Source organism: Nonomuraea sp. NPDC052116, from assembly GCF_040680035.1.
Classification (GTDB): Bacteria; Actinomycetota; Actinomycetes; order Streptosporangiales; family Streptosporangiaceae; genus Nonomuraea; species Nonomuraea angiospora_A.
The window spans coordinates 358473-379014 of sequence record NZ_JBFAWA010000005.1; the positions used below are offsets into that span (position 1 = coordinate 358473).

The following is a 20542-nucleotide window of genomic DNA, read 5'->3' on the forward strand; positions in this document are numbered from 1 at the left end:
CGATGGAAACCACTGAGATCCGCCGCCTGATCGCGCTCGAGGACCGCCACTGGTGGTACCGCGAGCGCCGGGCCATCCTGCGCAGGGAGCTGCGCGGGCTGGGCCGTCCCGGGCGGGCGCTGGACATCGGCGCCGCCGGCGGCGGGAACACCAGAGTGCTGGTAGAGGCGGGCTGGGAGGCGACCGCGACGGACTCGTGCGCGACGGCGGTCGAGGTGGCCAGGCAGCGCGGGCTCAAGGCGGTGCGCGCCGACGCGCGGGCGCTGCCGTTCGAGCCGGGGAGCCTGGACCTGGTGACCGCGTTCGACGTGCTGGAGCACGTTCGCGAGGACCACCTGGTCGTGGAGGAGATCGCCAGGGTGCTGGCGCCCGGCGGGCACGCGCTGATCGCGGTCCCGTGCGACATGGCGCTGTGGTCGGCCCACGACGACGCGGTCGGGCACGTGCGCCGCTACGCCCGCGAATCGCTGACCGTCGTCGTGGAGCAGGCCGGGCTGAAGGTCGATCGCGTCTGGAGCTGGAACGTGCTGCTCCGTCCCCTCGTCGCCCGGCACCGGCGCCGGTCCAGGGGCAGCGACCTGCGGAAGATGCCGCTCCTGGTCAACGCGGGGCTGTCGGCGGTCGTGCGGGCCGAGCGGTACCTGCCGGTCAAGTCGCTCAAGGGCGTCACGCTGTTTTTGCGGGCCCGGCTCGGGAGATGAGCGTGTTCAGACCGAGACGTGGGGGTGTTCCACGGTGTGCGCGCATTGGCTTTAGGCTGTGATCCGTGGTGATTCATGCCCTGCTGGCGGCCGTGCTGGCCACGACCTCGCTGCCCGCCCAGGCGGCGACGGTCGACTGTGACCGGGTCAAGTGCCTGGCGCTGACGTTCGACGACGGTCCGGGCGAGGGCACCCCGACCCTGCTCAAGCTTCTCAAGCAGGAGGGGGTCAAGGCCACGTTCTTCCTGGTCGGCAAGCAGGTGGAGCGGCGGCCGCAGATCGCCAGGCAGACGCTGGCGCAGGGACACGCGATCGGCAACCACACCTGGTCGCACGCCTCCCTGCCGACACTGCTCGACGACCAGATCCTCGACGAGCTCAAGACCACGCAGGACGCCATCCAGCAGGCCACGGGGCTGCGGCCGGCGATGTTCCGCCCGCCGTACGGGCACACCGACGACCGCGTGCTGGACTTGGCCGACCAGGTGGAGCTCGCGCAGGTGCTCTGGACCGGCACGACGCTCGACTGGAAGCTGCGTGACGCCAAGAAGATCAAGGCCGCCGTGCTCAGGCTGGCCAAGCGCGACGGAGTGATTCTCATGCACGACACGGTCCCGGCGACCGTGAAGGCCATGCCCTCCATCCTCAAGGAGCTCAAGAAGCAGGGCTACCACCTCGTCACGGTGCCGACCCTGCTACGCGGCAAGAAACCCGAGCCCGGAGTGAGCTACCCCTGAGGGGCCATGGGCACCGCGAAGCCAAGGCCGTGGGTCGCGATCCCGACCTTTCTGATCATTCAGGCCGTCCTCGCCTGCTGGTGGGCGGCCTTCTACCCCGGTCTGTTCAGCCGCGACTCGGTCCTCTACCTCAGCCACACCGTCGTCGGCCCCTGGGTGAGCGACCACTCGGTGCTCTACGACGCGCTGCTGTCGCTGAGCTTCACCAAGACGGGTGACCTGGGCGCGGTCACGTTCGCGCAGACCACCGCCATGGCGGCGGCGCTGACGTACCTGGCGCAGTCGCTCAAGGCGCTCGGCGCGCCACGCCTGCCGACCACGCTCGTGGCGATGCTCATGCCGCTGGCGCCGCCCGTGGGCGCGTTCTCGGTGACGCTGTGGAAGGACGTGCCGTTCACGATCTGCGCGATCGCCGTCGCGGGCGTGTGCGCCCGGATCGCGGCCAGACGCGCCGTCACCGTGCCCACGCTCGTCGGGCTCGGGCTGCTCTTCACGACATTGGGGCTCTTCCGGGCGAACGGCTTCCTCGTCGTGGGCGTCGCCGTCCTCGCGCTGCTGGTGATCGTCACGACCATGCGCGTACGGCTGCTGCTCGCCGGCACCTTCGCCGCGGCCCTGCCGCTCGTGCTCACGAACTTGGTGTTCCCGCAGTTCGGCATCATGGCCCCGGCCAAGACGTACGTCTACCACACGGCCTTCGGCGACATCGCGGTGGCGTACCGGGACCGTCCCGAGCTGTTCACCGAGCAGGACAAGGCGTTGATGGCCACCGTGGCGCCGCTGACGCGGTGGTGGGACGGCGGGACCTGCTACACGATCAACCCGCTGATCTGGCGGCGGGACTTCAGCTGGCCGCAGGCCGACGCGCACGCCTCCGAGCTGCTCGACCTGTGGAAACGGCTGCTGATCTCCGAACCTCGAATGATCATCGACACCCGGCTGTGCCGTGGGGCGATCGCGTGGCGGCCCGTGCAGGACGAGTTCGCCATCGGGGGGATGACGTACCGGTTCTCGCGGCGGCCCAACGCCGACACCTACGTCGGGCCGAACAAGGTGCCCGACTTCCCGGGGCGCTGGGTCTACTCGCTGCGGCCGCAGTCGTGGGAGCTGAACCAGGTGGCCGACCCGTGGCTGACCGGGGCGCTGGCGCCGCAGTACGACTGGGTGCTGTGGCGGGGGGCTTTGTGGGCGTACGTGTCGTACCTGGCGGTGGCGCTGGGGGCGCTGGCGCTGCGGAACCGGTACGTGCTGGGGGTGGCGGCCGTGGTGGCCGGGCAGCAGCTCACGGTGCTGGCCAACATCTCGGCGCAGGACTTCCGGTACATGGCCTCGCCCATCTTCGTGGGGGTGCTGCTGGTGCCGTTGCTGCTGGGGGGTGTGGGGCGGTTGGTGGTGGCTTCGGTACGGGGGGTCGGGCGCGCACTACGCCGCAAGCCCGCCGAGCCCCGGCCCCCGTTGACGCAGCCCGGCACACCCGAGCCCGCCCCGGACGCCCCTTCGACGAGCGCTCCCGCACCGGACGGCCTTTCGATGGCCGGTCCCGCGCCGGACGCGCCCTCAGGGAACGCCCCCGCGCCGGATGCGCACGAGCCCACGGCTCACGGGGCTGCGGGTCACGGGTCCGAGCCGGGTGAGCGCTCGGCTCGTGCGGCGTCGCTCTCGGACCCCGTGACGTCGGCCCCCTCGCCGAGCGAACCACGAGCCCCGAGTGAGCCGGAAGCCCCGGGCACGTCGGGTGGGACGGGGGCGCTTGGGCGGGAGGGCGATCGGGAGTAGCCCGGCGGGGCGGGCTCAGACGCTGGCGGGGAACCGTCCCGGAGCGGGTACGAAGCCCGGCGTCTCCTCCGCGGCCTGGCGGGCGTCGTACCGCTCCCGGGAGGCGGCCACGCACGCGCTGTGCTTCCGCGACCAGTTGGTGAGCGTCAGCATGGCCTCGTACAGCTCCAGCGCCATCGGCGTGGCCTGGTACTCGACCTTGGGCGGCACCGTCGGATAGACCGTGCGCTCCAGCAGCCCGTCGCGCTCCAGATTGCGCAGGGTGAGGGTGAGCATGCGGCGGCTGATGCCCTCGATCTCCCGCTCCAGCTCCGTGAACCTCCTCGGCCCGCGAGCGGTCACCACGACGATCTGGATGGCCCACTTCCCGGCGATCTTGTCCAGGATCTCGCGCGGCGGGATGGGGCAGAAGCCCTGCTCGATCATCGCCTGCGCGTCGTCCAACGTCCTGAGCTGCTCTGGTACAGCGGTGTTCCTCTGGGACATGAAAGTGCCTTCTTCCGGTTTACGTCGATGGTCACACATCATGGCCACTGTTACAAATCGTTCCCCTAGGAAGACTTGGTCATGAAGAACAAATGGGCCGCATTCTCACTACTGGCCACCACCCAGTTCGTACTGATCCTGGATTCCACGATCGTGGGCATCGCGATGCCGCACATGGGTCGTGAGCTGGGCATGAACGCCCAGGACCTGTCGTGGACGACGACGGCGTACTCGCTGGTGTTCGGCGGGTTGCTGCTGCTCGGCGGGCGGCTGTCCGACTACGTGGGCAGGCGCCGGATCTTCATCGCCGGGATGCTGCTGTTCGGCGCGGTGTCCCTGATCGGCGGCGTGGCCGCCTCCGGCGTGCTGCTGATCGCCGTACGGGCGGTGCAGGGGCTGGCCAGCGCGCTGGTCGCGCCCGCCGGGATGTCACTGGTGATGACGATCTTCAAGGGCGACCCGGCGCTCAACAAGGCGATGGGCCTGTGGGGCGCCGTCGGCGGCATGGGCGCCTCGGCCGGGCTGGTGCTCGGTGGGCTGCTCACCGACTTGTTCGGCTGGCGATCCGTGTTCCTGGTGAACGCGCCCATCGGGCTGGGCGTCGCCGCGCTGGCACTCGTACTGCTGCCCGCCGCACGCTCCGCCGAACGGACCCGCGGCTTCGACGTGGCCGGCGCCGTCACCTCGACCGCCGGGCTGGGCCTGCTCATCTACGCCCTGGTGGACGCGGCGGAGGCGGGCTGGACCTCGGCCAGGACGCTCGGCGTCGGCGCCGTCGCGATCGCCCTCATCGTCGCCTTCCTCGCCATCGAGCACCGCTCGGCCAACCCGCTCGTCCCTCTGAACGTCTTCCGCAGGCGCACGCTCCGCGCCGGCAACGTGATCATGTTCCTGGTGGCCATGGCGATGCAGCCGGTGGCCTTCCTGCTCAGCCTCTACACCCAGCTCGTGCTCGGCTACAGCGCTACCCTGTCGGGCCTGTCGACGCTGGCGATCCCCGCGACGATCGCGCTGACCGCCTCGTTCCTCGGCGGACGCGTGCTCACCAGGTACGGCCTGCGCACGACGACGGCCGCCGGCATGGCCTTCATCCTGGTGGGCGCGGCGCTCTACCTGCGGGTGGGGGTGCAGAGCGACTACCTGCTGGTCCTGCTTCCCGCCGAGCTGCTGACCGGCTTCGGCTTCGGCCTGCTGATCGGCGCGGTGACCGTCGCCGCCACCTCGGACGCCTCGGCGGAGGAGTCGGGGATGGTGTCGGGCCTGTTCAACGTGACGACGCAGGTGGGCATCTCGGTCGGCATCGCGGTGCTGGTGGCCGTCGCGGCCGGCGTCACGGGCGGCTCCCCCGCGCCGGAGGCGCTGGTCTCGGGCTACCGGATGGCGTTCCTGGGCTCGACCTTGCTGGCCGCGGTCGGCCTGGCGGCGGCGCTCACGATGCTCCCCAGGCCCGCCAGGGACCGGGAGCCGGTGGCGGTGTCCGCCTGACCGCCCCGCCTCAGCCAGGCCGGTTCCCACGCGGAACCGGCCTGGCTGTTTCTCAGGCTGCTATCGGGGTGAAGGCGTCGGCTTCGACTTCGACTTCGGCGAATGCCGGGAGTTCGAACCAGATGGCCTTGCCGCGGGGAGTGGGGGTACCGCCCCAGGAGCCGGAGAGCATGTCGACCAGGAAGAGCCCGCGTCCGCGCTCGGCGTCGAGGCCGACGGTGCGCATGGTGGGCAGCTGGGGGTTCTCGTCTTCGACTTCGCAGCGCAGCAGGCCGTTCTCGGCGGAGAAGCCGAGGTGGACCTGTCCGTGGGCGTGGTCCAGCGCGTTGGCGACCAGTTCGCTGACGAGGAGCTCCGCGACTTCGATCTGGTCGTCGAAGCCCCAGTCGGTCAGCTTGTCGCGGGTCAGCCGGCGGGCGGTACGCACCGAGCTGAGGTCAGGCGTCAGCCACCACGAAGCCGTGCGGCGTGTTGCCGGGCTGTGGCTGGTGGTCCGCGTAACGCTGTTCATCACCCTGCATCCCGTGTGGCAGCTGAGGTGGCTGCCGTCCGGTTCCCTCCGGTTCTCTTCTTCAGGTGAGCGTGAATTGCTCACACCACGAGAATGCCTCGGTGAGCTACGTGGAGAAGAGGTGAAAAATCCCCATATAGGCACCTATTCAGGACTACGTAGGTACCTACGTAGCTGCACGTCAGGGGTTCCAGCGCACGGTGGGGCTCCGGGTGCCGGTGTGGCACGGCCCCAGGGACGCTCTGGACGGCCTGGCCGTCCGCGCCGTCGCCGCCCGGCGCTGCGGGGGCGGTCGCAGTGGTGGCCGGGTCGGAGAGCATCCGCATGACGCGGCACTCGGTCAGGGCCGCCAGGCTTGACCTTGCCGTCGTCCTGATGGGCCGGCGTCACTCCGCCGAGCGGGATGTCGCTGATACGTGACGGCGGGCCGTGACAGCGCGCGGTCAGCCCGGAAACAGCGGTGGTCGGCATCGTCTTCCTCATCGAGAAGCACCCCCGATGAGGAGCCCCCGCCATGATGACCTTCGCCGCCGTTCTGCAGTTGCTCGTCGCCCTCTCCTTCGTGAGCATCCCCCTCGTACGCCACCGCTACGGCCGTGAGGCAGGGGTCGCCGCGGTGCGGGAGCTGGAGCGTCAAGGCGTCCCCGCCCGCATCCTGAAAGAGAACAACATCAGCTTCGACGCCAGTGGCCACGAGACCATCGTGCCCGCCACGGTCGCGCTGATCATGACGGCCCTGACCGTGCTCAACCTGATGGGAAACCACTGGGGGCAGGTCCTGTCCTGGGTCTTCCAGCCGCTCGTGCTCGTCGGCAACGTCCTCATCCTCTACAGCCAGCTGACCGCCGCCACGTCCGTGCGGAAGGCCTTCGAGCGCAAGGGCGACCCGATGCTCCGGCGCGTCGACGTGCCGGCACTGCTGAAGGCGGCCGAGAGCGGCTTCCCGAGCTGGGTGATGCCGGGTCTGCAGAACGTCCGGCACACGGTGGTGATGGGCGGTTCGATCCTCGTCCTGGTGGCGTTGATCAGCGCCTGAGCCGGGACACGCGAACGCGCCGCGCGGGCGGGATCCCGCGCGGCGCGTTCGCGTGCGCCGCTACCAGCCGCCGTTGTGGAGCTGGCCGCGCACCGCGCCGCCGGGGAACTCCGCGGTATGCAGGTTGACGTACCAGCCCTTGGGGTTGTGCTTGATGCCGTCGGCGACCTTGGCCGAGGCGGTGCCGGTGCCGGCGATGCCGTTGACGCCGGCCGGCAGGCCGTTGGCGGCGGCGAAGAAGTCCACGACCACCGGGCCGTTCTTGCCCTTCACACCGCGGTGGACGTGGCCGTTCGTGGGCGGGGCGACGCGTTTCCAGGCGGTGGCGAAGTGCACCTTGGTGCCCTTCACCCAGACGAGCCACGCGGCGCGCCCGTCCTGGTCGCCGACCTTGGCGCCGGGCGCGGGCACTTCCTGGCGGCCGTCGGCCAGCGCGGTGAGCGTGTGGTGGGACGAGCCGGCGGCCAGCACCGATTCGAGCGAAACGGGGCGTACCCGGTGCAGCTGGGCACGGACGGCGCCGCCGGGGAACTCGCCCGTGTGCAGGTTGGCGTACCAGCCCTTGGGGTTGTTCGCGATCCTGGCGAGCAGGCCCGAGTCCTTGACCGTGACGGTGCCCTTGACGGCGCTGAGCGAGGCGGGCAGGGCCGCGCCGAAGAACGGGATCTTGACGTCGCCGTTCTTGCCGGACTTGCCCTGGTGAATGTGGAACGCGGTCGGCGCGGCCACCTTCTGCCACCGGATCGCATAGTCGACCTGCTGTCCGTGGATGCGGAACACGGCGATCGCGCTGCCGTTCCGGTCACCCACCTTCGCGCCGGGGGCGGGTACTTCGTTCTTGCCCAGCAGCGTCGCCGCCAGATAGACGTCGGTGCTCGACCGCGTGTCCGCCTGTGCCATGGCCGGGCTGACGGAGGCGGCGATCAGCGCGGTGGCGAGCGCGAGGCCGGAGGCGGTGAGGATGCGCTTCGTCATGATTGACCCTTTCAGTTGCCTCAGGGGTGAGGCTCGGAGCGGTGTTCGACGCCCGGTTGTACGACCTGCGCCTCGCGCCGGGTTCAATCCGCAAATGTGTAAAAATACGCATTCGCGCTGGTAGGAGGTGGTCTGGCGGCCCCTCCCGGCCGCATGCGGGTGAACCCTCCCGTAAGAACCCCCGTACCTGTCGAAGATCGGACTTTCCTTGCCCACGACAAAACCGGAGGGAGTGGTCGCATGTGGAGTCCATCGGGGGAAAGACGATTCAGGCCGTGGTTGGGGGCGGTTTGCCTGAGCGGAAGCGTCGCGCTCGTCCTGTCGGGCTCTCCGCCGTACGCGCAGACCGGGGCGGTGGATGTCTATCTGAGCACGGTCGCGGCTGAGGGCATCTCCTGCCCGAACGTGGCGGACAAGCTGCCCGACGTCCCGGCCGCCGCCAAAGCCGAGGTGGACCGCAACCTCGCCCAACTCGACAAACAACTCCAGGAGGCCAACAACCGGCTCGCCACCTCAGCAGGAGAAGGAGGCTCCAACTTCGTCCAGAACGCCATCCTCGGCCCACTGGCCGACAAACGCGCCGCCGCCATCGACCGCATCTCCATAGCCATCGGACGCGTCGCAGAACGCCCCACCGGTCTCAACGAGCTCGCGACCTGCTCACTCGGCGACGCCGCCGCCCCATCCCAGAAGGCCACCCCATCCCAGGAGGCCACCCCGACCGACCAAGCCACCCCGACCGACCAGGCAACCTCATCCGACCAAGCCACCCCACCGGAACAAACCACCGCACCCCCGGCGACCGGCTCCGCCACGCCTGATCCCAGCGGTAGCCAGACCGCGGCCCCGGCGGCGCAGACCATCGTCTGCCCGAACGTGGCGGACAAACTGGCCGACGTCCCGGCCGCCGCCAAGGCCGAGGTCGACCGCAACCTCGCCCAACTCGACAAACAACTCCAGGAGGCCAACAACCGGCTCGCCACCTCAGCAGGAGAAGGAGGCTCCAACTTCGTCCAGAACGCCATCCTCGGCCCACTGGCCGACAAACGCGCCGCCGCCATCGACCGCATCTCCATAGCCATCGGACGCGTCGCGGAACGCCCCACCGGCCTCGACGAACTCGCCACCTGCTCGCTCGACGACGCCCAGAACGCGGCGGACGCCGGGCCCACGGCCGACGACTACGTCGACATCCGTGACGTCCCCAAGGCGGAGCAGCCAGAGGCAGGCGAGAACGCCTCAACAGGCACGTACGCCTCCCGATGCGGCACGAACCGCGACGGTCACTCCAACACCGACAACCTCATCCTCGCCCCGGGCATGTCGGACGGGGCCCAGCTCAGGCAGGACTACGTCGGCAACATGTCCACGGACGCGTTCTCGACCAACGAGAGCCTGGCCGCCGCGGACACCACCTGCCGTACCAGCGACGACCGGTCCGCCTACTTCTGGCCGACCCTGCGCGTACGCGGATCCGACGACGAATCCGCGGCCGGGGACGACACGAACAACGTCGGCACCCCCGTACAGCCGACATCTGTGAAGCTCGAGTACCGCGGGAACCTCACCTCGGAGGTGACGGCGGCGCCGCGGTTCCTCAGGATGATCTCCGGCGACGCCAGGGCGGCCAGCAACGGCGCTGAGAACGCCCGCCCGACGTTCACCTGCACGGGCTTCACCGACCGGCTGACCGACAAGTATCCGATCTGCCCCTCCGGCAGCGACCTGGTCCGCGTCTTCGACATGCCCAGCTGCTGGGACGGTCAGAACCTCGACAGCGCCGACCACCGCACGCACCTCGTCTTCCCTGACGAGACCGGCGCCTGCCCCAGCGGCACCGAGGCCGTGCCGCAACTCCGGATGACGCTCACCTACGACGACGTGCCCACCTCAGGAGACGTCCCCTTCGCGGTGGACGGACCCGCGAGCGAGCAGAACGACCCGAGCACCGACCACGCCGGCGCCATCGGCGTGATGTCGCACAGGCTCATGAACACCGTCGTCCGCTGCGTCAACAGCGGCAAGAACTGCTGACACCGACAGCATCGAGCCCGGCCTGTGGGGAAGCAGGTGGGCATGGCTCGGAGCAGCGCGTCGGCGGGTGACCGCCGATGGAGTTCGAGACGCTGGTGAAGGCCGCCCAGTGGGCCGGGGTGGAAGATCCCCGGCTGCTGGCGGCCCTCGCCGCCACACCGCGCGACCGGTTCGTGCCGCCGCGTTACGCCGCCCGCGCCCCTTTCGACGAACCGATCCCGATCGGCCACGGCCAGCCCACCTCGCAGCCGTCCCTGATCGCGCAGATGATCGACGCCCTGCGGCTGTCGGGCACGGAGACGGTCCTGGAGATCGGCACCGGGTACGGCTACCAGACCGCCCTGCTCGCCCGCATGGCCCGCCGGGTGTACTCGATGGAACGCCACGCCGACCTGGCCCGGCACGCGCGGGCCAACCTCGCCGCAGCCGGGGTGACCGGCGCCGAGGTACTGGTGGGCGACGGCACCGCCGGCCTGCCCGAGCACGCGCCCTTCGACGCCGTCGTCGTGTCCGCCACGGCCCGGACCGTGCCCGCCCCGCTCGCCGAGCAGCTAGCCGAGGGTGGACGGCTGGTCATGCCGATCCACGAGGAGCTGGACGAGACCGTCGTGCTCTTCGGCAAGCGGCACGGCCGCCTGGTCCAGGAGCGCCTGCTGACACCCGCCCGGTTCGTCCCTCTGATCGGCGAACACGTGGACGACACACCCGGCCGGTGAATGCGTGATGACACGAATGACTCCGACTGACCACAGGACAGGTCAGGTAAATGTGCGAGTCAGCGAAAACGCCGCGCACTTGTGGCAGCTTCGGACGGCTTACAGCCACATATCGGCATCAAGGGGGTTCTGTCGCGGCTGTGCCGCCTCGACCGCTACGGTATGGGGCTGAGCGCCGCCGCCGAGGCGGCGACCTCGGACGATCAGCGAAGATCAGGGGACCATTTCGAGGAAGTTGAAGTGACGACTGCGGCGTCGCCGCGTCCCCCTACTCTTGCCGAGATCCTGGCCCGCCCGCTTTGAGGGCTTTGTGGTGGATCGCCATTAGGGCGATCGGGATGGGGTCAATCCACACCGCCCTCAAGCGGCCAATGATCTTGCAATTGCTCCCGTACTCCGTCAAACAGGCATGGATTCCGATTTATCATGACTTATCAGTCTTACCCATTAGACCAGCCGCTTCCGACTCAGCCGGCGACGCCGGACGCTCCCCCGGCCGAGGCCGTCAAGGCGCCGGCAGAGGGCGAAGAGGACAGCGGCGGCGTCCTCGACGTACTCGAGAAGATCGGCTCGGTGGTGGTCCCGGCCGGTGTCACGCTGTACGCGCTGCTGTACATGGGCTTCAAGGAGATGTACAGCGTCTTCGGCATCACGCCCGAGCAGGCCGGCATAGACCAGTCCGTGCTCTTCGGGCGGCTCCTGGGCTCCCTGCTGCCGCTGACGCTGATCGCCGCCTCCTGTATCGGCCTGCTCATCAGCCTGGGCTGGCTGCTCAACCTCATCACCCGCGGCTGGGCCGGTCGCCTGTTCCAGGCCGTCCGGAAACGCCCGTGGATCGTCGCCGTGATCGCCGCGGTCTGGGCCGGTCTGTCCTACATGGGATTCCTCTATTACGTGTACACCGCGGTGGAAGAGCACCTGGGGGGTGGTGAGGTCGTCTTCGCGATCGTGCTGGGCTTCCTGGCCTATGTGGTGCCCTTCCGGCTGCTGCGCCGCAAGTCGATCGGCCGCGCCGGGATGAAGGTCCTGATCGGGGCCTTCACGGGGGTCGGGCTGGGATACGCGCTCATCATCCAGATGGTCTTCGGCGCCGTGCAGGTGCAGGAGACCGGGCAGGCCAACGCGCTGCTCGACAGCCTCGGCTTCCAGGACCAGTGGGCCAGGCTCCAGGACAGCAGCGGCAAGACGCTCTACGACGGGCGCTGGATGATGCTGCTGGGCGAGTTCGAGGGCGGATACGCCTTCTACGACTGCGACAAGCTGATGACCTTCCGCAAGTTCTCGGAGAGCACGATCCTGATCGACATCCAGCTCGATCCCGACCGGGAAAAGGGCTTCACCTGCGGCACGCTCGCCGACAAGGACAAGAAAGCCGGCTGACCCCGCATGACCCTCGTCCTGTACGGCGAGCGCCGCCGTACAGGACCTCGGCATTTCCGCAAATCCAGTTACGACGTGGTCACGACCGGTTAAAGTCCAACCCACTCGCTGGCGCAGATATGACGACGATGGGGGCCGAGGTGGCTCAGCACCTGAACGCGGCGCTGGCGGAGCTGGTGATCCTCCGTCGGTTCCGCCGAAGGAAAGTTCGTTTCGGCCGCCGGACCGGGCCTTTGGTCCTTCAGTGCGAGCCCTCGGACTACGACGCGGCCGACCTCGAGGCGATCCGATCGTGGCCCGCGGAGTACTACGAAGAGTATTCGAGCGTCCTGCCGATCAACGAGCCGTGCACAACCCCGCCGAACGCCGACCTGTCGCAGTTCGCGGCGGAATTGCGGGCCGTCGCGCACAGGTTCTCGCGTCCCGCCTACCGGCTTCCCCTCGTCTTCCCCCGCTTCGAGGCCGCGTACGCGCTCGCGAACTGGAATCTCCGCGACCCGGAGCAGAAGCGCCTCGCCGAGCTGGGTGAACTGGACGCCGAGCTGGAGGAGAAGGTCAAGGAGGCGATCGACAGGGCCCGGCAGAAGATCCTGCGGGAGGTCCGCAAGGCGATCAAAAAGGTCGTCACCAACTCCTACCTCGGAAACCTGGCGAGCGGCATTGTCGGCCTGGTGATCGGCATATTCGGCGCTTTCCAGGTCCGTGCCCACTGGACCCTGCGCTGGTACCGGAAGAAGGCGTTCAAACGGCCGCTGGGGACCACCGAGGAGCTCGTCAGGGAACTGCGCCGGCTGCTGATCGAGCCGCCCAAGAACGACATCGACGAAAAAGAGCTCCTGCTCGTCAAGGCCCTGCTGGCGGATGTCAACGCGCACCATGGGCTTTTCCGCCGGCTCAACCGGGTGCGCCGTCCCGTCATTCTCCTGCCCGACGTCGACCTCGTCCCGGCGCGGCGGAAGATCAGAGATACGCTCCTCGCCGCGTACGATCACGGATCCCGTGGCCTGCGCGCCTATCCCGTCGTCGTGGCGACCTCGGCGCGGGGCGGAGCACCGGTCGCGAGAGGGGCCAATCCGCCCGTCTCTCCTGTCGAACTCGCCAAGGAGATTCCGGCGCTGTTCGCACGGCGGAAAGAGGCCATCGAGAACATCATCGCCGGCGGCGCCGAGCCGGTGCCCAGCCGGCTGCTGCCGGTCACCCTGGGATCGGGTCCGGCGCCGAAACCGCCCCGCAGGGGGCCGGGGCCGCTGACCCTCACCACCGAGATGTTCGCTCTCGCGGGTGTCCTGGGTTTCGTCGCGTACGCGGTGATCCTCCCGCCACCGGAGCCGGCGAGCTGCGGGGAAGGGCTCGTGGTGATGGGCCGCGACTGCATCGGCGTGTCGGACGGCACAGGCGTGCTCATGCCGGATCTCGACGGCATGCCGGAGGTCTTCGCGCGCATCGAGGCGGAGAACGATCGGATCGCGGCGAAACCGTACGCCACCGTGGCGTTGATGATCCCCATGCAGTCGGACATCCCGGCCGTGCGCAAGCAGATCCTGAGCGAGGTGCAGGGCGCCTATCTGGCCCAGCTGCAGGCCAACACCCCCGACGCCGCGAAGCCCCCGATCCGCCTCGTCCTCGCCAACCCCGGCCGCGACTACGGGTACTGGCAGAAGACCGTGGATTACCTCACCGAGAGGGAACCGCAGCTCCGCGTCGTCGCCGGGTTCAACCTCAGCCTGACCAACACGTGGAACGCGATGCACCACCTGACCAAGGACCTGGGGATCCCCGTCGTCGCAAGCCTGGTCACCTCATCTGATTTCGCCAATCCAGAGACCCAGGACCGGGGCCGGGATCCGTTCCCCGGCCTGGCTCGCGTGGTCTCGACCACCAAAGAGCAGGCCGAGGCGCTGCTCAAGTCCGACCCGAAGCTGGCGGGCGCCGAGAGCGCGCTCGTCGCGGACACCCGGCCCTTGGACAACTACGACAAGTCGCTGCGCGACGCCTTCACCGAGGCCAGGAAGGGCAAGAAGGGCACCGGGGTCCAGGACATGACGTACGAGTCACCCGGCCTTGAGGAGCCCGGCCGCACGCCGAACCGGTTCCAGGACTTCGCCTTGAACATCTGTCAGTCGAACGCCCGTTTCATCTATTTCGCCGGCCGGGCCTTCCATCTGAAGCTCTTCGTCAAGACGCTGGCGAACACCTACTGCGCCGGCAAGAAGTCCTACACCGTGATCACCGGCTCCGACGCGACGACACTCGACAGCCGCCTGGACGCCGAGGACCTCGAACTCATCCGGGGCGACCCGGGCGGCGGCAGACCGTCCGTGTCCGTCGAGTACGCCGCCCCGGCCCACCCCGCCGCCTGGAACATCGAGGTGGCGAAGTGGTGGCGGGAGAACACCCGCAAAGGCTCCAAGCCGAAGCGGGAAGACCTCCCGCGCTATCTCGCCGAGCCGCAGGAGTCCCTGGCACGGCTCCGGCACCTCATCGCCACCGCCAAGATCGGCCCTGTGGCACTCGAGGACGGGCGTACGATCATCACCCACGACGTGGTCCTGACCGCCCACCGGGCCCTGGCGAAAGCGGTCGCGATCAGCCCCACGGAGGTCCCTTCCCGGCAGGACGTCAAGGACGTTCTCGCCGACCTGCACGCCGCCTACCGGATCCAGGGCGCGAGCGGCTTGATCTGCCTGACCGCCGCGGGCAATCCGTACGACAAGGCACTCCCGGTCGTCCGGCTGGACCCGGCCTCGGGAAAGCTGACGTTCAAGGGCGTCGCCTGGCCGGAGGGGAAGCCCCCGAACAACAACTGCGTCGTGCCGCAGACCACCTCATAGGACACCCCCGTATCAGAAAGCATCCCCAGTCCCTGCCGTGGGCTGCCTACGTACGTGGAATAGGTACCTATACGGGGAGTTTTCACCTCTTCTTGCGGCACCTCACTGAGGCATTCTCGATGGTGTGAGCAACCCAGGCTCACTGAACGAGAGGCAAGGAAGAGGACCCACTCGGGGTAGGACATGAACAGGCTTCTGATGAGCAGCATCCTGACCGCGGTCACCGGCCGCCGCCAGACCACGTGCCGCACGGCCTCGTGGTGGCTCTCGCCTGACCTCGGCTCGGTGTGCGATGCCCGCCGGCTGACCCGTGACAAGCTCGCCGCCTGGGGTCTCGACGACCAGGTGGAGGCCACGGAGCTGCTCGTCAGCGAGCTGGTCGGCAACGCGCTGGAGCACGCGTACGGGCCGGTCCGCCTCAGCTTCTCCGCCGAGGACGGCCTGCTGCGCTGCGAGGTCGAGGACGAGAACCCCGACCTGCCGCACATGCTGGTCGTCGACGCGGACGCGGAGAGCGGACGCGGGCTGTTCCTCGTCGACACGCTGTCCTGCTGCTGGGGCGGCGAGCGTACGGCGCGCGGCAAGGCCATCTGGTTCGAGCTGCCGGTGTTCGCCCGCGCCGAGACCGACGCCCCCATCGGCGCCCTCGCCCCGGTCGCCGCCTGAGCCCGGTAACCACCAGAGCCCCGGCCGCCCCTGAGCCCCGAAAAGCCCCGATCGCCCCCTGAGCCCCGGGCTCTCCCGCCCCGGCTAGCGGACTACTCCCACTCGATGGTGCCCGGAGGCTTGCTCGTCACGTCGAGCACCACCCGGTTGACCTCCCGGACCTCGTTGGTGATCCGGGTCGAGATGCGCGACAGCACGTCGTAAGGCACCCGCGCCCAGTCGGCCGTCATCGCGTCCTCGGACGTCACCGGCCGCAGCACCACCGGGTGCCCGTACGTGCGCCCGTCCCCCTGCACCCCCACCGACCGCACGTCGGCCAGCAGCACCACGGGGCACTGCCAGATCTGCCGGTCGAGGCCGGCCCGGGACAGCTCCTCGCGGGCGATCGCGTCGGCCTCGCGCAGCAGGTCCAGGCGCTCGCGGGTGACCTCGCCCACGATGCGGATCCCGAGGCCGGGGCCCGGGAAGGGCTGGCGCCAGACCATGGCGGACGGGAGCCCCAGCTCCTCGCCCGCCCGGCGCACCTCGTCCTTGAAGAGCGCGCGCAGCGGCTCGACCAGCTTGAACTGGAGGTCGTCAGGCAGGCCGCCGACATTGTGGTGGGACTTGATGTTGGCGGTGCCGGTGCCGCCGCCCGACTCCACCACGTCGGGGTAGAGCGTGCCCTGGACCAGGAACTCCACCGGCCCGTCGGCCATGATGGCGCGCTGCTCGTCCTCGAAGACGCGGATGAACTCGCGGCCGATGATCTTCCGCTTCTCCTCCGGGTCGGAGACGCCCTCCAGCGCCTTCAGGAAGCGGTCGGCGGCGTCCACCACGCGCAGCTTCACGCCCGTGACGGCCACGAAGTCGCGCTCCACCTGCTCGGCCTCGCCCTTGCGCAGCAGGCCGTGGTCGACGAAGACGCAGGTCAAGCGGTCGCCGATGGCGCGCTGGACGATCGCGGCGGCCACTGCGGAGTCGACGCCGCCGGACAGGGCGCAGATCGCGCGGCCGTCGCCGACCTGGCGGCGCACGGCGTCAATGGAGTCTTCGACGATGTTGAGCATGGTCCACGACGGGCGGCAGCCGGCGGCGTCGAGGAAGTGCTTGAGGACCACCTGGCCGTGCTCGGAGTGGAGCACCTCCGGGTGGAACTGCACGCCGTAGAGGCCGCGCTCAGGGTGCTCGAAGGCGGCGACCGGGGTCTCGCTCGTCGAGGCGGTCACCGTGAAGCCCTCGGGGGCCGCGGCGACGCTGTCACCGTGTGACATCCAGACCGTCTGGGCGTCCGGCAGTCCGGCGAAGATCACCCCTTCGTCGAGCACCTCCAGCGCGGTGCCGCCGTACTCGGCCACGCCCGTGCGGGCCACCTCGCCGCCCAGCGCCTGCGCCATGGCCTGGAAGCCGTAGCAGATGCCGAACGTGGGCACACCCGTCTCGAACAGCCCGTGCGGCACCGGCGGGGCGCCTTCGGCATAGACCGAGGACGGGCCGCCGGACAGGATGATCGCCTTGGGGTTCTTGGCCATCATCTCCTCGACCGGCATGGTCGAAGGCACGATCTCGGAGTAGACGTGGCACTCGCGCACACGCCTGGCGATGAGCTGCGCGTACTGTGCGCCGAAGTCGACCACCAGCACTGTGTCGAATTCAGACACCGTGAGAACCCCCCAAAGGCGAAATGCGGTGACTACAGTCTATCGGCCTTGTGCATTACGCCTGGCCTGCCTACCGGCACTCGTGCTAACACAGAACAATGGATCTTGTCTGGCCGGTGACCGCGTGGGCCCTGTGGACCGCCGCGCTGGCCGCCGCCTTCAAGGTGTCCAGCCGCGAGCGCCCGCGAGGGACGCCGCGACACGAGGCGCCACCGGCCGTGGTCGAGCTGTTACGCGGCATGCGGGCCCAGGAGGTGTTCCACTCGGCGCTGTTCGAGCTGGCCGGGCGCGGGTGGCTGACGATCGAGGACGATCGCCTCTCGCTGGCGCCCCTGAGGCAGGAGCCGCTCCTCCCGTACGAGCGATGGGTCCTGGAACGGGTGGTCGCCCGCCTGGCGGGCCGGCCGTACGCGCCCGTGATGGCGGTCATGCCCGAAGGGGCCGAACTGGACGGCGGCCTGGTGCCGCTGGCCCGGCAGACCGCGATCGACCTGGGCCTGGCGCGGCGACGCTGGCCGACCATGATCGTTCCGGTGCTCCTGGCCGCCGGGCTGTTCATCCCCTGGTACGCCACCATCTCCGCGGCCGGGCTGTCGTGGCCGGGGATGATCGCGACGATGGTGTCGTTCGTGGCCGGGGTGGGGCTGCTCATGGCGGGCCGGGGGTTCCTGCTGACTCCGGCCGGGCGGGAGATCGCCGGGCCGGACGCCGAGCCGACGGATCCCGGGCAGGAGTGGATCTTCACGGGCAGCGGCTGGCACGGCGACGAGATCGAGCCGCCCGGATCCGCCGCGTCCGGCCCCAAACGGCAGGAGGTCTCCGGTTACGTCGTCAAGCACTGGGCCGTGGCCGACCCGGATCCCGAGACGACGAGCGGCAGGTGCGCCTACTACGTGGCCGTGCACGACGGCAGCTCGGAGAAGGCCAGGTCGTTCCTGGTCACGCAGGGCCTCTATCAGGACGTGCTGCCAGGCGACCACGTCCGGCTGCTGGTCAGGCCGCACAGCGGCACGGTGGTGCGGATGCTGGCCCACGAACGTCACTGGTAGGGCGGCAGGTTCCCGGTGAGCAGGGTCTCGGTCTGCAGGCGCAGCCGGGCGGCGTACCGGGGATCGGTCAGCACCAGGAACCGCTCCTCGCGGATGGCCGCCACGACCAGGCCGGCCACCTCGGCCGGCTCGATGCCGCGCTCGGCCGCCCGGCCGACCCATTCCCGCGCGTCCGCCTCGTCCTGGGTGGGGGTGGCGACCAGACCGGCCGGGCGTACGCGCTCGGAGTCGGCGATGCGGGTCCTGACCGCGCCGGGGCAGAGCGCGGTCACCCGGAGTTTGGCGCCCGTGGCGGCCAGGTCCTCGGCGAGGGCCTGGGACGCGGCCATCGCGGCGTACTTGGTGACCGCGTACCCGCCCGATCCCGGCGTGGTGAACAGCCCGGCCACCGACACCGTGTTGACGATGTGCCCCTCGGTGTCCTGCTCGATCATGCGCGGGACGAACGCGTGGATGCCGTGGAGCACGCCCCACAGGTTCACGCCCAGCAGCCAGGCGAAGTCCTCCTCGCCACGGGTCCATATGCGGCCGCCCTGGAAGACGCCGGCGTTGTTGCAGAGGACGTGCACGGCGCCGAGCTCGCCGAAGCAGCGGTTGGCCAGGTGCCGTACGGCCGCCGCGTCGGAGACGTCGGTGACCTGCGTGAGCACCTTGCCGTCGCCTGCCTGGTGGGCCGTCTCGGCGAGGCCGCCGGGATCGACGTCGGCGAGCATCAGCGCCATGCCCTCGGCCGCGAACCTGAGCGCCAGCGCCCGCCCGATGCCGCTGGCCGCGCCGGTCACCACGGCGACCTTGCCGGAGAGCTCCCGCACAGGATCATCCTCCCCTCGCTCGCGACCGACGCTACCTGACGGGCCGCCGCCGCCCTAGAGAACGCTCGGAGAATGCCGTCCCTCCCCCGCACTCTGGCTGGGGTCCCTTGGGAGTAGAGGGGGGAGGGTGTCCGGTCCCTTCGGGCGAGGAGAGAGGGCCGGGGGTCAGAGGATGCGGTCGATCAGGCCCAGGGGCGGCGAGCCGAGGTCGAACAGGGCCTTGTGGTAGCGCTGCAGGCTGAAGTCCGCGCCCCACTCCGCCCGCGCCCGCTCCCGCAGGTCGAGGATGAGCAGCTTGCCCCAGGTGTAACGCCCGTACGTCGGGTCGAACGTCGCCCGCCTGGCCTCCGACAGCGCGGCCGGCCCGGCCAGGTGCGTGTCGGACTCGAAGCGCCTGGCGCCCTCCTCGACCGTCATCTGCCCGGTGTGCACGCCGATCGCGCAGGCCAGCCGGGTGACACGGAGCAGCGCCTCCACCCAGACGCCGATCTCGAACCGCGGGTCGCCCGGCTCGAAGCCCTCCTCCACGCACAGTTCCTCGGCGTAGTGCGCCCAGCCCTCGATGAACGCGAGGGACTGCAGGAGCCGGCGCACGTCCGACTTGGCCCGCCGCAGCGCGCGGGCGTGCGAGAAGTGCCCGGGCGCCACCTCGTGCACGTTGATCGCCGGCAGCGTCGCGTGGCTGAAGACCTCCAGCCACTCCTCCTGGTCCTGCTCCGGCCAGGACGGGTCCGGTGGCGTGATGTAGTACCAGGACGGGCCCTCGGGCTCGCCGGGCGAGTTCCACGCCATCATGGCCATCGCCCAGCGCCGCGACTCGGGCGCCAGCCCCACCAGGCACTCGCCGTCGTGGTAGGGCACGAGGTCCTTCTCGCGGGTGAACGCGATGGCCTTCTCGGTGCCGATCCGCGCCGCCTCGATGACCCCGTCGGGGTCGGGATGGTCCTTGACCAGCTCCCGTACGACGTCCAGCGGCGCCCGGTCCCGCTCCCCCAGCTTGGCGCAGGACTCGGCGAGCAGGCCCATCAGCCGGTCCCGCTCGGCGTCGGCCCGCTCGGCGAGCCTGCCCAGGTCGACGGGCAGCCCTTCGGCCGTGCCCATGAGCCTGGCCAGCGCCTCGCCGCCGAGCGCCGCGTTGGGGTCGCCCTCGGCCGCGGCCCGCTCGACGTGGGCCACGAGCAGGCTGTGCGCCTTGAGCGCGGCCTCGTCGGTGACCCCGGCGGACAGTCCCCTGGTCGCGGCGAGCAGGGACTGCGCGACGGGGGCCGGGACCTGGTCGAGCGAGGCGATCGCCTGGTCCACCGCCTCGGGCCAGAGCGCGAGGTGGGCCGCCTTGGCCGCCTCGCGCTCCTCCTCGGGGGCGTAGTCGCGGTCGTAGCAGGCGAGGTCGAGGTTCGAGAGGTGGATCAGCGGGTTCTTGCGGTGCAGCTCCAGCTCGCCGAACTGAGTGCGCAGGCTCTCCTCGAACACCTGTAGGTGCTCGGCGTCATGCGCGTCCGCGGGCAGCGGCCCCTCGCCGAGTCGCGCCAGACCGGACCGCACGCCCGCGGGCGAGAGGTCCTGGATCCGGCCGTCGTACTCGTGCCTGCCGCCGCCCTCGCGCGCCTCGGCCACGAACAGGTCGGTGATGGCTCGCAGCCTGGCGTCAAGTTCTGTCATGCGGCCGACGCTAGCGCACACCTTTCGCCCCGGTTTATACAAGTGCGT

The 20542-nt window shown here is 69.9% G+C and carries 17 protein-coding genes; 11 read left to right on the plus strand and 6 right to left on the minus strand.

The window, feature by feature from the left end; translation table 11 throughout:
* Positions 1–2 precede the first annotated feature (2 nt).
* The 3 genes from AB0L65_RS11945 (at position 3) to AB0L65_RS11955 (ending at position 3214) form a co-directional block, all read left to right on the plus strand.
* Positions 3–701, plus strand: a complete 699-nt coding sequence (locus tag AB0L65_RS11945; RefSeq protein ID WP_350731117.1) for a class I SAM-dependent methyltransferase — start codon at positions 3–5, stop codon at positions 699–701.
* Between the two features lie 65 nt (positions 702–766).
* Positions 767–1438 carry a polysaccharide deacetylase family protein gene (locus AB0L65_RS11950; protein ID WP_364243617.1) on the plus strand — a complete coding sequence of 224 codons (672 nt, stop codon included), beginning with the start codon at positions 767–769 and terminating at the stop codon, positions 1436–1438.
* Positions 1439–1444: 6 nt separating this feature from the next.
* Positions 1445–3214: a hypothetical protein gene (locus AB0L65_RS11955; RefSeq protein WP_364243620.1), complete on the plus strand. Its 1770-nt coding sequence runs from the start codon at positions 1445–1447 to the stop codon at positions 3212–3214.
* Between the two features lie 15 nt (positions 3215–3229).
* Here the strand turns inward: AB0L65_RS11955 and AB0L65_RS11960 are convergent, their stop codons facing one another.
* Positions 3230–3700 carry a helix-turn-helix domain-containing protein gene (locus tag AB0L65_RS11960; protein ID WP_364243622.1) on the minus strand — a complete coding sequence of 157 codons (471 nt, stop codon included), beginning with the start codon at positions 3698–3700 and terminating at the stop codon, positions 3230–3232.
* An 81-nt stretch (positions 3701–3781) separates the two neighbouring features.
* On the opposite strand from AB0L65_RS11960, the gene AB0L65_RS11965 reads away from it, so the two are divergent.
* The gene (locus tag AB0L65_RS11965) at positions 3782–5185 is read left to right on the plus strand and encodes an MFS transporter (RefSeq protein ID WP_364243625.1); all 1404 of its coding nucleotides are present in this window, start codon (positions 3782–3784) and stop codon (positions 5183–5185) included.
* 52 nt (positions 5186–5237) lie between these two features.
* Here AB0L65_RS11965 and AB0L65_RS11970 read toward each other — a convergent pair whose 3' ends face one another.
* Positions 5238–5696, minus strand: coding sequence for an ATP-binding protein (locus AB0L65_RS11970; RefSeq protein WP_364243628.1), 459 nt, complete (start codon positions 5694–5696; stop codon positions 5238–5240).
* A gap of 514 nt (positions 5697–6210) precedes the next feature.
* On the opposite strand from AB0L65_RS11970, the gene AB0L65_RS11975 reads away from it, so the two are divergent.
* Entirely contained in the window at positions 6211–6732 is a 522-nt protein-coding gene (locus tag AB0L65_RS11975; RefSeq protein WP_364243631.1) for a hypothetical protein, read from the plus strand.
* Between the two features lie 60 nt (positions 6733–6792).
* On the opposite strand, the gene AB0L65_RS11980 is transcribed toward AB0L65_RS11975, so the two are convergent.
* Complete coding sequence (locus AB0L65_RS11980; RefSeq protein WP_364243634.1) at positions 6793–7707, minus strand: CHRD domain-containing protein; 915 nt, start codon at positions 7705–7707, stop codon at positions 6793–6795.
* Between the two features lie 354 nt (positions 7708–8061).
* Here AB0L65_RS11980 and AB0L65_RS11985 point away from each other — a divergent pair, with 354 nt between their 5' ends.
* The 5 genes from AB0L65_RS11985 to AB0L65_RS12005 all read left to right on the plus strand — a co-directional run bounded on the left by AB0L65_RS11985 (position 8062) and on the right by AB0L65_RS12005 (position 15334).
* Positions 8062–9741, plus strand: a complete 1680-nt coding sequence (locus tag AB0L65_RS11985) for a DUF1996 domain-containing protein (protein WP_364243637.1) — start codon at positions 8062–8064, stop codon at positions 9739–9741.
* A 77-nt stretch (positions 9742–9818) separates the two neighbouring features.
* Positions 9819–10457 carry a protein-L-isoaspartate(D-aspartate) O-methyltransferase gene (locus tag AB0L65_RS11990; protein WP_364243639.1) on the plus strand — a complete coding sequence of 213 codons (639 nt, stop codon included), beginning with the start codon at positions 9819–9821 and terminating at the stop codon, positions 10455–10457.
* A 426-nt stretch (positions 10458–10883) separates the two neighbouring features.
* Positions 10884–11837 carry a hypothetical protein gene (locus AB0L65_RS11995; protein WP_364243642.1) on the plus strand — a complete coding sequence of 318 codons (954 nt, stop codon included), beginning with the start codon at positions 10884–10886 and terminating at the stop codon, positions 11835–11837.
* 140 nt (positions 11838–11977) lie between these two features.
* A complete protein-coding gene (locus tag AB0L65_RS12000) occupies positions 11978–14668 on the plus strand; it encodes a hypothetical protein (protein WP_364243644.1) in 2691 nt (896 codons plus the stop codon).
* Positions 14669–14851: 183 nt separating this feature from the next.
* On the plus strand, positions 14852–15334 hold the full coding sequence (locus tag AB0L65_RS12005) for an ATP-binding protein (RefSeq protein ID WP_364243646.1): 483 nt from the start codon (positions 14852–14854) through the stop codon (positions 15332–15334).
* A 92-nt stretch (positions 15335–15426) separates the two neighbouring features.
* Here the strand turns inward: AB0L65_RS12005 and guaA are convergent, their stop codons facing one another.
* Positions 15427–16974, minus strand: a complete 1548-nt coding sequence (guaA, locus tag AB0L65_RS12010) for a glutamine-hydrolyzing GMP synthase (RefSeq protein ID WP_363962242.1) — start codon at positions 16972–16974, stop codon at positions 15427–15429.
* 98 nt (positions 16975–17072) lie between these two features.
* Between guaA and AB0L65_RS12015 the strand changes: the two genes are divergently transcribed.
* Positions 17073–18023 carry a hypothetical protein gene (locus tag AB0L65_RS12015; RefSeq protein WP_364243649.1) on the plus strand — a complete coding sequence of 317 codons (951 nt, stop codon included), beginning with the start codon at positions 17073–17075 and terminating at the stop codon, positions 18021–18023.
* Here the strand turns inward: AB0L65_RS12015 and AB0L65_RS12020 are convergent.
* Entirely contained in the window at positions 18014–18835 is an 822-nt protein-coding gene (locus AB0L65_RS12020; RefSeq protein ID WP_364243651.1) for an SDR family NAD(P)-dependent oxidoreductase, read from the minus strand. The genes AB0L65_RS12015 and AB0L65_RS12020 overlap by 10 nt on opposite strands.
* Before the next feature lie 165 nt (positions 18836–19000).
* The gene (locus tag AB0L65_RS12025; protein WP_364243654.1) at positions 19001–20494 is read right to left on the minus strand and encodes a DUF885 family protein; all 1494 of its coding nucleotides are present in this window, start codon (positions 20492–20494) and stop codon (positions 19001–19003) included.
* Between the last annotated feature and the right edge of the window lie 48 nt (positions 20495–20542).

What these genes read in the sequence shown, in the direction of transcription:
- AB0L65_RS12025 (WP_364243654.1), bottom strand. Translation starts at nt 20,494, where the DNA reads ATGACAGAACTTGACGCCAGGCTGCGAGCCATCACCGACCTGTTCGTG.
- AB0L65_RS11975 (WP_364243631.1), top strand. Translation starts at nt 6,211, where the DNA reads ATGATGACCTTCGCCGCCGTTCTGCAGTTGCTCGTCGCCCTCTCCTTC.
- AB0L65_RS11965 (WP_364243625.1), top strand. Translation starts at nt 3,782, where the DNA reads ATGAAGAACAAATGGGCCGCATTCTCACTACTGGCCACCACCCAGTTC.
- AB0L65_RS11990 (WP_364243639.1), top strand. Translation starts at nt 9,819, where the DNA reads ATGGAGTTCGAGACGCTGGTGAAGGCCGCCCAGTGGGCCGGGGTGGAA.
- AB0L65_RS11955 (WP_364243620.1), top strand. Translation starts at nt 1,445, where the DNA reads ATGGGCACCGCGAAGCCAAGGCCGTGGGTCGCGATCCCGACCTTTCTG.
- AB0L65_RS11980 (WP_364243634.1), bottom strand. Translation starts at nt 7,707, where the DNA reads ATGACGAAGCGCATCCTCACCGCCTCCGGCCTCGCGCTCGCCACCGCG.
- AB0L65_RS11970 (WP_364243628.1), bottom strand. Translation starts at nt 5,696, where the DNA reads ATGAACAGCGTTACGCGGACCACCAGCCACAGCCCGGCAACACGCCGC.
- AB0L65_RS11995 (WP_364243642.1), top strand. Translation starts at nt 10,884, where the DNA reads ATGACTTATCAGTCTTACCCATTAGACCAGCCGCTTCCGACTCAGCCG.
- AB0L65_RS11945 (WP_350731117.1), top strand. Translation starts at nt 3, where the DNA reads ATGGAAACCACTGAGATCCGCCGCCTGATCGCGCTCGAGGACCGCCAC.
- AB0L65_RS12015 (WP_364243649.1), top strand. Translation starts at nt 17,073, where the DNA reads ATGGATCTTGTCTGGCCGGTGACCGCGTGGGCCCTGTGGACCGCCGCG.
- AB0L65_RS11960 (WP_364243622.1), bottom strand. Translation starts at nt 3,700, where the DNA reads ATGTCCCAGAGGAACACCGCTGTACCAGAGCAGCTCAGGACGTTGGAC.
- AB0L65_RS12005 (WP_364243646.1), top strand. Translation starts at nt 14,852, where the DNA reads ATGAACAGGCTTCTGATGAGCAGCATCCTGACCGCGGTCACCGGCCGC.